Source organism: Pedobacter jeongneungensis (assembly GCF_039538295.1).
GTDB classification, from domain to species: domain Bacteria; phylum Bacteroidota; class Bacteroidia; order Sphingobacteriales; family Sphingobacteriaceae; genus Pedobacter; species Pedobacter jeongneungensis.
Map to the genome: position 1 here is coordinate 70,658 of NZ_BAABBY010000007.1, position 12,045 is coordinate 82,702.

Annotated in this window: 14 protein-coding genes; all 14 read right to left on the reverse strand. The window is 38.0% G+C overall.

Annotated elements, in window-relative coordinates; genetic code table 11:
* Window positions 1-1,038, reverse strand: coding sequence for an NADH-quinone oxidoreductase subunit NuoH (gene nuoH / locus ABD769_RS14525; protein ID WP_344852138.1), 1,038 nt, complete (start codon window positions 1,036-1,038; stop codon window positions 1-3).
* Window positions 1,038-2,048: an NADH-quinone oxidoreductase subunit G gene (locus ABD769_RS14530; RefSeq protein ID WP_025146330.1), complete on the reverse strand. Its 1,011-nt coding sequence runs from the start codon at window positions 2,046-2,048 to the stop codon at window positions 1,038-1,040. Before ABD769_RS14530 ends, nuoH begins: the two co-directional genes overlap by 1 nt.
* A gap of 71 nt (window positions 2,049-2,119) precedes the next feature.
* Window positions 2,120-2,659 carry an ORF6N domain-containing protein gene (locus tag ABD769_RS14535; RefSeq protein ID WP_344852139.1) on the reverse strand — a complete coding sequence of 180 codons (540 nt, stop codon included), beginning with the start codon at window positions 2,657-2,659 and terminating at the stop codon, window positions 2,120-2,122.
* A gap of 196 nt (window positions 2,660-2,855) precedes the next feature.
* On the reverse strand, window positions 2,856-4,223 hold the full coding sequence (gene nuoF / locus ABD769_RS14540; RefSeq protein WP_057931423.1) for an NADH-quinone oxidoreductase subunit NuoF: 1,368 nt from the start codon (window positions 4,221-4,223) through the stop codon (window positions 2,856-2,858).
* Window positions 4,224-4,298: 75 nt separating this feature from the next.
* Entirely contained in the window at window positions 4,299-4,814 is a 516-nt protein-coding gene (locus tag ABD769_RS14545; protein ID WP_086548873.1) for an NADH-quinone oxidoreductase subunit NuoE family protein, read from the reverse strand.
* Complete coding sequence (locus ABD769_RS14550; protein ID WP_344852140.1) at window positions 4,807-6,021, reverse strand: NADH-quinone oxidoreductase subunit D; 1,215 nt, start codon at window positions 6,019-6,021, stop codon at window positions 4,807-4,809. The genes ABD769_RS14545 and ABD769_RS14550 overlap by 8 nt, the downstream gene beginning before the upstream one ends.
* Before the next feature lie 3 nt (window positions 6,022-6,024).
* Window positions 6,025-6,525, reverse strand: coding sequence for an NADH-quinone oxidoreductase subunit C (locus ABD769_RS14555; protein ID WP_344852141.1), 501 nt, complete (start codon window positions 6,523-6,525; stop codon window positions 6,025-6,027).
* On the reverse strand, window positions 6,525-7,067 hold the full coding sequence (locus tag ABD769_RS14560; protein ID WP_039472971.1) for an NADH-quinone oxidoreductase subunit B: 543 nt from the start codon (window positions 7,065-7,067) through the stop codon (window positions 6,525-6,527). Before ABD769_RS14560 ends, ABD769_RS14555 begins: the two co-directional genes overlap by 1 nt.
* 227 nt (window positions 7,068-7,294) lie before the next feature.
* On the reverse strand, window positions 7,295-7,666 hold the full coding sequence (locus tag ABD769_RS14565) for an NADH-quinone oxidoreductase subunit A (protein WP_344852142.1): 372 nt from the start codon (window positions 7,664-7,666) through the stop codon (window positions 7,295-7,297).
* 82 nt (window positions 7,667-7,748) lie between these two features.
* Window positions 7,749-9,470, reverse strand: coding sequence for a tetratricopeptide repeat protein (locus ABD769_RS14570; protein ID WP_344852143.1), 1,722 nt, complete (start codon window positions 9,468-9,470; stop codon window positions 7,749-7,751).
* A gap of 87 nt (window positions 9,471-9,557) precedes the next feature.
* Window positions 9,558-10,457 (reverse strand): PstS family phosphate ABC transporter substrate-binding protein, encoded by a 900-nt coding sequence (locus ABD769_RS14575; protein ID WP_344852144.1) that lies wholly within the window; start codon window positions 10,455-10,457, stop codon window positions 9,558-9,560.
* Window positions 10,458-10,465: 8 nt separating this feature from the next.
* The gene (locus tag ABD769_RS14580; RefSeq protein ID WP_344852145.1) at window positions 10,466-10,693 is read right to left on the reverse strand and encodes a hypothetical protein; all 228 of its coding nucleotides are present in this window, start codon (window positions 10,691-10,693) and stop codon (window positions 10,466-10,468) included.
* A 6-nt stretch (window positions 10,694-10,699) separates the two neighbouring features.
* Window positions 10,700-11,518 carry an energy transducer TonB gene (locus ABD769_RS14585; RefSeq protein WP_344852146.1) on the reverse strand — a complete coding sequence of 273 codons (819 nt, stop codon included), beginning with the start codon at window positions 11,516-11,518 and terminating at the stop codon, window positions 10,700-10,702.
* Window positions 11,519-11,536: 18 nt separating this feature from the next.
* Entirely contained in the window at window positions 11,537-12,043 is a 507-nt protein-coding gene (locus ABD769_RS14590; protein ID WP_025146312.1) for an ExbD/TolR family protein, read from the reverse strand.
* Window positions 12,044-12,045 lie beyond the last annotated feature (2 nt).

Here is a 12,045-nt window from a genome sequence, read left to right on the forward strand (position 1 = left end):
TTAAAACTTCTCAATAATCGCAATCACAACACCTGTTATTATAATATTGGCAATAGCCAAAGGTATTAAACCTTTCCAACCCAAGTTCATCAACTGATCGTAACGGAAACGAGGGATTGTCCAGCGTACCCACATAAAGAAAAAGATGAACAATACAATTTTCAAAAAGAATACCCCGGTACCTATCAGTGGGGCCCAGGTTGGGCCTAAGTGTGCCGCAACATAATCCATCCCCGGATAGTTATAACCGCCCCAATACAAAGCTGCCATTACTGCTGAGGATACAAACATGTTAATATATTCCGCAAACAGGTAAAAACCCAATTTCATTGATGAATATTCTGTATGATAACCACCGATTAATTCCGTTTCACATTCAGGTAAATCGAATGGGGCACGGTTGGTTTCGGCGAAAGAACAAACCATAAAGATTAGAAATCCAAGTGGCTGATATAATACATTCCATCTCCAGCCATGTTGCTGATCAACGATTTCCCTTAAACTTAAAGTGTTGGTCATTAAAAGCAAAGCGATGATCGATAATCCCATCGCAATTTCATAACTGATGTTCTGTGAAGCTGCACGGATGGCACTTAACAAAGAATATTTGTTATTTGACGCCCATCCACCGATCATTACACCATAAACACCTAAAGAAACTACACCAAAGATGTACAAAACACCTACATTGATATCTGCAACCTGTAAAGAAACTGTTTTACCAGCAATTAAAACCGGACTGCCCCAAGGAATAACAGCTGTACCAATACAGGCACAAAGCAGTGCCAAACCAGGACCTGCGATAAATAAAAACCGGTTAGATGAAGTTGGAATAATTTCTTCCTTCATAAACATCTTTACACCATCGGCCAAAGGCTGTAAAATACCAAAGGGGCCGGCTCTATCTGGTCCTAAACGATCTTGTAAATATGCAGCTACTTTACGTTCTGCATAAGTAGAATACATGGCAATAACTAAACTGATGCCGAAAATTACAGCTACCAGGATAAATTTTTCTATAACAAAAGCGCTATCCATTAGTATTTAACTGTTTTATGTAATTCAATTTCATTTGCAGCCTGTAAAGCCTCATTTGGCTGAATTACATGCAAAGGTTTTAATGTTTCGTAGTGGTTTGATGCAATTACCGAAGTATCATCAATATGGGTTGGGTGTTCGATTACCCAATCAGCAGTTGCTTTTTTATCAAAGCGGCAGGTATTACAGATAAATTCTTCAACCTCACCAAACTGATCTTTACGTGCTGTAACACGCAAAACATCTGCGCCTTTATACCAAAGGGTTACTTTACCGTTGCATTTTTCGTGATCGCAATCGCGGTGAGCATCAACTGGTTTGGTAAACCAAACACGGTTTTTAAAACGGAAAGTTTTATCTGTTAAGGCACCAACAGGACAAACATCGATAACATTTCCAGAGAAATCATTATCAACAGCTTGTTGAATATACGTTGAAATTTCAGAGTGATCGCCACGGTTTAAGATACCATGAACACGTTTATTGGTAATCTGATCGGCAGTGAAAACACAACGGTAACACAAAATGCAACGGTTCATATGCAACTGAATCTTATCACCAATATCGATACGTTCGAAAGTACGGCGCTCAAACTCATAACGCGTTTTTTGCAAGCCATGCTCATAACCTAAATTCTGAAGATCACACTCACCTGCCTGATCGCAAACAGGGCAATCTAAGGGGTGGTTAATCAACAAAATTTCAACAACACCTGCACGTGCCTCCAAAACCTCCGGAGAAGTAATGTTAAGCACTTCCATCCCGTCCATTACCGTGGTACGGCAAGAAGCCACCAATTTTGGCATAGGGCGTGGATCTTTTTCCGAACCTTTAGTCACTTTTACAATACAGGTACGGCATTTACCGCCACTGCCTTGCAATTTAGAATAATAGCACATTGCTGGCGGAACAATATCCCCTCCGATCTGCCTTGCAGCATTCAGAATGGTTGTTCCGTTATCAACCTCTACTGTTATCCCATCTATCGTAACCTTAACTTTTTCACTCATGGTTAATGATATTCTTTTTATTTTTTCTACTTCAACCGTCATTGCGAGGCTAGAAGCAATCTTTTTATTTATTATTTCTCTTTCGAGATTTTGTAGCCAATTTGCTTTCTTGGCTGTGCTTTCTGCTCCAATAGTTCATCAAAATATCTGAAGATCACTTCAATGTTTTTATCCTGATTATCTACTTTCTTTTTTATCTTTTCTACTTCTAACCTGATCTCTGTATTACTTAAAACCATTGTTCTAAGCTGCACAAATACATCAATAATTTTAATACTTACTTCTACCGCCTGCTTACTTTTTAAAACATTTGATAGTTGCAAAATACCATGTTCACTAAATGCAAACGGTAGGTACTTTGAGTATTTTCCTTGTTCTAAGGTCACAAAATGTGACCTTAGAATTTCGTTTTCTTCTTTTGTTAATTCAAACATAAAATGCTCCGGGAAGCGTTCTATGTTTCTTCTAACCTGTTCTTTTAATCGTTTAGTATCAACACCAAAGAGTTCTGCCAAATCCGAATCCAACATCACCTTAACTCCCCGGAAAAGATATATTTTATTAATAATTACTTCGTTTGGGACAATTACGGATGTTAATTCTTCTTTCATTTACATATTCTTAGTGTTAAGTTAAACTTTCTTAAGGTCACAAAATGTGACCTTAAGATTTATTTCCTTGCTTTCGTTTCGTGGCGACACGAACCAACGCGCTTTTATAAATTTTGATGGATCCTAAGGTCGCAATTTGCGACCTTAGGATTTTATTTCTTGCTTTCGTTTCGTGGCATCACGAACCAAGGCGCTTTTATTTTTCTTCCGTTACCGGAGCTTTTTCAATCGGCGTTGCATAATTTGCAATACCATAATTCTGGCTCTGGCTTTTAACCGGTTCTTTAATGTGCCATTCAAATTCATCTCTGAAGTGACGTATCGCACTAGCTACAGGCCAGGCTGCCGCATCACCCAGCGGACAGATTGTATTCCCTTCAATTTTACGTTGGATATCCCACAATAAATCAACATCTTCCATTTTACCATGGCCGTGTTCGATTTTATGCAACACTTTTTCCATCCATCCGGTACCTTCACGGCAAGGTGAACACTGTCCACAGCTTTCGTGGTGATAAAAACGGGCGAAATTCCAGGTATTTCTAACGATACACTGATCTTCATCAAAAGCAATAAAACCACCTGAACCCATCATGGTACCAGTAGCAAAACCACCTTCTGATAAAGACTCGTAACTCATTAAACGAGGCTCGCCATTGGCATATTTTAAAGTTAAATTAGCGGGTAAAATAGGTACAGATGATCCACCTGCAACTGTCGCTTTTAAGCGTTTACCATTGGCAATACCACCACAATATTCATCCGAGTAGATAAATTCTTCTACTGGCAGGCCTAATTCTATTTCGTACACACCCGGTTTTACCAAATTACCCGATGCAGATATTAATTTTGTACCTGTACTTCTACCAATACCTATTTTAGCGTATTCATCGCCGCCATCATTGATAATCGGAACAACTGCAGCAATCGATTCAACATTGTTTACCACCGTTGGACAGCCATATAAACCTGCAATTGCCGGAAATGGTGGTTTAATCCGTGGATTACCTCTTTTACCTTCCAGTGATTCTAACAATGCGGTTTCTTCACCACATATGTAAGCACCGCCACCTGGCTGAACATATAATTCTAAATCGTAACCTGTTCCTAAAATGTTTTTACCCAACCATCCCGCTGCTTTAGCCTCAGCAATTGCTTTTTCTAAAATGCGGATCTGGGGCATCATTTCGCCACGCACATAGATATAAGAAACCTTTGCTCCTAAAGCAAAACTCGAAACAATCATTCCCTCAATTAAAGCGTGAGGGATGTATGTCATTAAATAACGGTCTTTAAAAGTCCCTGGCTCAGACTCATCAGCATTACACACCAGATAACGTGCAACACCTTCAGGTTTGGCCAGAAAGCTCCATTTCATTCCCGTTGGGAAACCCGCACCCCCGCGACCGCGTAAGCCTGATTTTTTAACTTCTTCAACAATCTCTTCAGGTGTTAAAGTTTTCAGGGCTTTTTCCACAGCACGATACCCGCCTTTTTGGCGATAGACTTCAAGCGTGTTGATGCCTGGTACGTTTATATGCTCAAGTAACAGTTTTCGAGACATTTTAATTAGTCTAGAGTCTATAGTCTGTAGTCCATAGTCATGAGTCAAAACGACTCTCGACTTAAGACTTTCGACTTAGGACTTATTTTTCAAATCTTCAATCAATTTATCTACACTTGCTTCGGTAAGGTTTTCGTAGAAAGTATATTCAGGGCTAATCTGCAATACCGGGCCGAAACCACAGGCAGCTAAACATTCAACTCCTCTAAAGCTGAATAAACCATCAGCAGTAACTTCGCCTTCTTTAACCCCCAGCTTGTTTTCCAGGTGGCTTAATATTTTTTCGGCACCAACCAGGCAACAAGGGCCCGTACGGCAAACCTCTAAAGCATATTTACCCTGTGGCTTTAAAAAGTACATGGTGTAAAATGTAGCTACCTCATAAACCTCAATGGGCTGAATATTTAAATATTCGGCAACCTTATCCATTGCTGGTGTACTTACCCAAAGGTATTCTGCCTGTACCAGGTGTAATAATGGCAACAAAGCTGATTTGTGCTTGCCTTCAGGGTAACGGCTTTTAACTTCATCAAATTTGGCCAGCAATTCTGATGAAAACACTACAGGTGTTTGTTCTTCTACTTTAAGCATCTAATTCTCCTGCAATAATATTCATACTACTCATGTTGATGATGGCGTCAGACAATAACATGCCCTCGCTCATTGGTGCAAACATCTGGTAGTTTATAAAACTTGGTCTGCGGAAGTGTAAACGATATGGTGTACGTCCTCCATCATTAATCAGATAGAAACCCAATTCACCATTTCCGCCTTCAACAGCGTGATAAACTTCTGCTTTTGGTGCATCAATCTCACCCATCACAATTTTGAAGTGATAGATCAATGCTTCCATATTGTTGTAAACTTCTTGTTTTGGAGGAAGGTAAAATTCAGGAACGTCAGCGTGGAAAATTCCTTTCGGTTCTGATTTTATTTTTTCAAGTGCCTGCTCAATAATGCGAACGCTTTGCCACATTTCTTCGTTACGTACAAGATACCTGTCGTAAATATCACCACTTGTACCTACAGGAACTTCGAAATCAAAATCCTGATAAGAAGAATAGGGATCGCTTACACGAACATCATAATCAACCCCTGTTGCACGTAATAACGGACCTGTCCAGCTATATTCTAAAGCAGTTTCTTTCGTCACTTCTGCAACTCCAGCCGTTCTGTCGATAAAAATACGGTTACGTGTTAAAAGGTTTTCGAACTCTTTTAAAGCTACCGGGAATTCTTTTAAAAACTTATTGATCTTCGCAAAGGCAATATCATTGAAATCTCGTTCAAAACCGCCAATACGACCAATATTGGTTGTTAAACGTGCACCACAAACCTCTTCAAAAATTTCGTAAATGTGCTCACGGAACTGAAATAAGTATAAGAAAGTGGTAGTTGCTCCGGTATCCTGACCAATAATCGTGTTACAGATAATGTGATCGGCAATACGCGAAAGCTCCATTACGATTACCCGGAGATAATCGACACGTTTTGGCATTTTAATATTCAACAACTTTTCAACCGTCATGTGCCAGCCCATATTATTAATAGGCGATGAGCAATAATTTAAACGGTCGGTTAGTGGTGTAATCTGATAAAATGGGCGGTGCTCGGCAATCTTTTCGAAAGCGCGGTGAATGTACCCAATAGTAGAAACGCCGCTTACAATACGCTCGCCATCTAATTGCAAAACATTTTGAAAAACGCCGTGGGTTGCAGGGTGTGTTGGACCTAAGTTTAAGGTTACCAGCTCACTTTGCGGATCGTTATCTGTAAATACCGGATGGTTATGATTCATAGTTTACCTTCCAAAAAATTCGTCTTTTTTATCTACTCTGTTCGGATCTTCCAATGGATATTGTTTCAACATCGGGTGCACACCTAAATCATCCATATTTAAAATACGGCGTAAATCAGGATGCGCCTCAAATTTAACCCCAAACAGATCATAAGTTTCGCGCTCCATCCAATTGGCACCTTTCCATACTGTTGTAGCGGTAGGTATAGTAGGATTTTGTTCAGAAATAAAAACTTTAATCCTGACCCTTACTTTTTCTACCATGTTGTGCAGATGATAAACAACGGCAATACCATGATCTTTACCAGGATAATGAACAGCGGTGATATCAGTAAGGAAATTAAATTTTAATTCTTCTTTAAGATGCGAAAGCACATTGATGATCACATCTTTATAAGTTACAATGGTTAGCAAACCATAAGGTTCAGAAACGGCAGTAACTTTTTCGCCAAACTTTTCAGTCAGCTTAACGTGGATATCATTATTTAGCGTCGTTTCTTCCATTATTTAATGCCGTATTGACCTAAAAGTTCTTTGTAATAATCAGAATTTCTTCTTCTGCCCGATTCATTTTTCACTAAATCCTGAATACGCTGAAAACCATCTAAAATGGCTTCTGGTCTTGGCGGACAACCCGGAACATAAACATCCACCGGAATCACCTCATCAATACCTTGCAATACCGAATAAGTATCAAAAATACCACCGCTACTTGCGCAGGCACCAACCGCCATTACCCAACGTGGCTCTGCCATCTGGATATAAACTTGTTTTAATACCGGAGCCATCTTTTTAGCGATAGTTCCCATAACCATTAAAACATCGGCCTGGCGGGGAGAAAAGCTTAAGCGTTCTGCTCCGAAACGACCTAAATCGTAATGAGAACCCATGGTTGCCATAAACTCAATTCCGCAACAAGATGTTGCGAAAGGCAATGGCCATAATGAATTTGAGCGGGCCAAACCAATCACTTTATCTAAAGAAGTGGCAAAATAGCCAGGTCCTTCGGTTCCTGGAGGCGCATCAACTATATTAATTTCACTCATGTTTATAAACAAAAAATGCTCATCCCTTTGCAGAATGAGCAACAAATTTACAATATTTTAAAGGCAATTAAACTAGCTTTACCAGATTTAGAACCTTTCTAAATAACTTGAAGGGGTTGAAGATAGTGTAAGTGATACACATTTCAGTTTGCAGTCGCCATTCAGCAGTTACAAGTTCTAAAATGCGAGCTAAAAACTGAAAATTGTCAACTGAAATTCAGAACTAATTAGCTCCAGTCTAACACTTTTTTCTTGATGACGTAAATAAAACCCAACAATAGTGTACCCATGAAGATAAACATTTCGATCATCCCATCCATTTTCAATGCACGGAAATTAACTGCCCAGGGATACATGAAGATTACCTCCACATCGAAAAGCACGAATAAGATGGCTACAACAAAATATTTGATAGAAAAGGGCTGACGGGCATTACCTACCGATTTAACACCAGCTTCAAAGGTTTCTAATTTATCGCTTGTTTTACGTTTTGGACCAAGAAAGTGGGTAGCAACCAATGTAGTTACCACAAAACCTAAAGCAACAATTACTTGGAAAATAATTGGTAAAAAATCTATAGAGGAACTTTGCGCTTGCATAATTTTTATTTTGTGATGCAAAAGTAAAAGAAAAAGGCAGAGTAACCAAACTCTGCCTTTTCTAAATTATTTAACTTTTTAATTATTTGCCTTTAGCTTTTGCTTTAGGGGCAGGAGCAGGCGATTGTAATTCTTTCAATCTAGCTGCAGCATAAGTATCTGCAGGATCTAAAGCCAAACTTTTGGTAAAAGCATCAATTGCTTTAGCTTTGTCTTTATCTGAATACCAGGCACCAATGTTATTGTATGACTCAGACAAGTTAGTTTTATTACTAGCTACTTCTTCAGGTTTTACCAGACTAACATATTTTTCGAAATATGGTATGCCAGTTCCCTTTGGATTGGTTTTATCATCAATCAAATTTGCAATTCTACCTCTTGTAAAATAACCTAAAGCAAAATCAGGAGAAACTTTATTTAAATGACTTAATGCTGAATCTGCTTCAACTAAAGCTGCAGTATTAAATGGTTTTTTCTCTTTTTGAGCGATGTAAGCTTCATAAAATCTAGTTTGACCTAAATAGTAATAGTTAGTAAGTGATCCTTTTCCGTTAGGGTTATATTTAATAGCCATTTGGAAAATTTCAGCAGATTTAGCATATTTTTTAGCTTTCATTAAAGATAATCCAGCCTCAGCCAATGCATCTGCATTTGTAGAATCTATTTTAGCAGCTTCAATGATGTTCATTACAGCTAAACTATCCTGACCAGCCTGCAACTGAGATTTACCTAAGTACAGATAATCGTTACCTAAAATTTTAGATTTATCTTTTTCTTTGGCAAAAAATTCAGTCATATAAGTTAAGGCCTGAGGATAATTTTTATTCTCATAAGCTGCCCATCCTTTTAATCTTGAAACCACAATCCCTTTAGGATCATTTGCCGGAACTTGTAATGAAGTAGCAACCTGCTCTAAAGTTTTGAAATCTTTTGCATAAAATAAGAACTGAGCATAACGCAATTGAGACTCTAAAGATTTATCAGTTAAATCCATGTATTTTTTGTAGTTCTCGATTGCTTTTGTTGCTTTTTCCTTATCGGTACCAAAGCTACTCCACTGTAAGTATAACTCACCTAACTCGCGGTAAGCAGGACCATAATTTGCATCAGCTGCAATTACATCCTGTAATTCTTTTTCACCTTCCGGAAAAGCTCTCGACTCTTTGTACATTTTACCGATCTGAGTTTTAGCCCTTCTGTTGTTAGGGTCAACATCACTAACGCGCATGTATGGACCTAATGCTTCAGAATTTTTCTTTTGTAAAGCGTATGCATCTCCAAGAGCCAAGAAAACTTCTGCATCTTTATCTTTCGAATCTAGCTCATCCGCTTTAGTAATGTTGGCTAAGGCGTTGGTAAAATCAGGTTTAGATACATCATCACTTGGTTTATCCTGCGCTAAATAAGCTTTACCGATGTACAAATAAGTTTTGTAATCTTTTGGGGCCAAAGCTACAGCTTTATCAAAATTAGTTTTTGCAGAAGTTGGATTGTTCGACAACATATCTGCTTCACCTAAACCAATCAGGTTTAAGTTGTTTTTAGGATCAGCGGTAACACCTTTGGTAAATACGGCTCTTGCAGAGTCGATATAACCGGTTTTCAAATAAACCAAACCAAGATTGTAATAATTATTACCATCTGATGCTTTTGAGCTCACCAATGATTTAAGCACTGATGATGCTTTTTGGTACTGTTCAGCGTCAATGGCTTTTTTCGCGTCATTTAAATCTTGAGCAAAAACTGCAGAACCCATCAACACCAAACCTACATTTAAGGTTATTGCTTTCTTTAAAATTTTCATCGGATATTCTGTTTTTTTTATTTAATAAAAATGAAGTGTCTCTTTAGATTTACTTCGTGGTTCAATTTATAATTTTTTAATTTAATTTTACTTCGTCAGGTTAATTTCCCGCGGCATTAATTTGTGTGGGCCGAGTCCAGATTTAAGTACAATCAATTGCCCTCTCTGACTTCTTAACCATGTTGCAAATCCTGTGCCTAAACCATCTCTTCCTTCACAATCTATAATATTTATATTTCTCAAGAAAGGATAAACACCATTAATCAAATTATCCTGGGTTGGCTTATAAAACTTGTCATCGCCAGGTCTGCCCTTCAAATTCTTCACTCCTAATACCTTTATTTGAGAAAGATACTCACTTACTCCGGTATTTTTACCCGTAATCCAATTTACGCCCAAAATACCAATAAAATTTTTATCCTCAGCAATAAGTTTAATTACTTCGTTGCTCGAATTTTTAGAATAAACACCTGTAGCTGGAAACTGACTGATATGAGCCAGTTCTTTAAAATATTGAAAGGTACTTGAATAAGCGTTATCAAAGACCAATTTCTTATCTGATTTTTTTCCCTGTAATATATCAATAACCTCTTTAACGTTAATTGTACTATCAATATTGCCCTGATTGGTAATTAAAGCAATACCATCAATGGCAAAACGTGAAGTATTAATTTTAATATTACGCTGGTTATAATATTTTTCTTCTGCTTTGGTTAATAACCTTGGTAAAACAATTACCCTTACGCTATCATTTAAAAATGCAGGCAATAATTTTTCTTCAGGTTTAACTGTTGCCTGAAATTTTGCATCCGGATAATCCAGACTAAAAATATCGATCTGGTCCTGAACAATCGGTCCAACACTTTCATCGACCAATATTTTTAGGGTACCGCTTGTTCTGGTTTCTTTAACTGCATTTGCCTTGTTTTTGCGTTTGCAGGATACAAGTAAAGCTAATACACAAAATACTAAAAGGAAATTTTTCATTGAAATGATTAGTCGCGCCTACCCAGGCTTAAAAGTCTTACAAAAGCATAAATAATTAAGAAGATACCCATTGCGATGCGGCCCCATTGCGGAATAGTGCTTAAACGAAGTGCAATCGGCTCGTAAAATATAAATGCGAAGCCTAATACCACATAAAAGACAAACATGATAAGGCCTAAAATGAGCAAAAACCGCTGTTTAGGCGATTTTTGCTTAAAAATATCAAAATTTAACATCTACTATTAGTTCAATGTAAAGTTAACGTTGATGTTGTATTTTACCCTTACCGGCTTACCATTTTGAATACCTGGGTTCCAACGTGGACTAGCTTTTAATACACGGATAGCTTCTTCATCAGTTCCGCTACCCAAACCACGGGTAACCTGGATATCTGTTAATTTACCATCTTTTTCTACAACGAATGATAAAAATACTTTACCCTGAACGTTGTTTTCTTGTGCCATTGGCGGGTATTTAATTGCTCCTCCTAAGTATTTATAGAATTTTGCAATACCTCCCGGATATTCTGGTTGTTTCTCGATACTAACAAAGTCATAAACTTTATTATCATCAACCGCAACTGCAGCTTCTCTTTTTGGTCCTTCACCTACCGGTTCAGCGATAACAATATCAGCTGTTGGATCACCTTTGATATCTCTCTGACCTGGATCAGCTTCTTTCAATTTTTCAACTGTAGGTGGTTCATCACGAACCTCGATATCAGGTTTTACAATTGGAGGTGGCATTTTCACCTGGTCAACCTTTGGTGGCGGTGGCTCTACCGGTGGCGGTGGAGGTGTTTCCGGGTTTACCGGTGGTGGTGGAGCTAAAATTACTTCCTGTGCTTTTACCTGATCTTCCTGCTGATCCATTGAACCTTTGATAAGGCTATAGATTTTTGGAGAGAAAAATAAAACAAGAAAGATAATAGATCCAATAATTAAGGCTTTAGTGGTGTTGGCACCATTGGTTTTACGCAATTGGTATGCACCATAGTTTTTGTTTTTATCGGCAAAAACCACTTCAAGCCATTCTTTTCTGAATATATCTAACTTCGACATAACTATTGGTTTTACTGATTATAAAATTCCTTTTTCTTTCATGAACTGTTTCTCATTGTCAAGGATATTATCATCATCAATCTGACGAACCTTTACTTTAAGAATTTCCAACTCATCCATCATATCTACAAAGTTTTGGAATGTAGATCCTGATGTTGGTTTTACCAGTACAACAAAGTCTCCGGCAACGCCTGAGGCATCAGCTGCTTTTCTATTTTTAACAATAGCATCTTCGATTTGTGAACCTGATTCTATCGTTGGTGCACTTTCGCCAGCTACTCCCATGTACCATGCAACTTTATCGCTTTTACCCAATAAAATTGTCATTGTTTTACTCGCTTTAAGCTCTAATCTGTTTTCAGGTAACTTTTCGTTTTTATCTGGCTTTGCAATATCCATCGCTTGTGGCGTAGAGATTACTGTTGTTAAGATAAAGAATGTTACCAAAAGAAACATTAGATCCACCATCGGAGTCATATCAACCCTTGGGGTGGCTTTCTTCCCGCCTGTGTTTAATTCTGCCATTT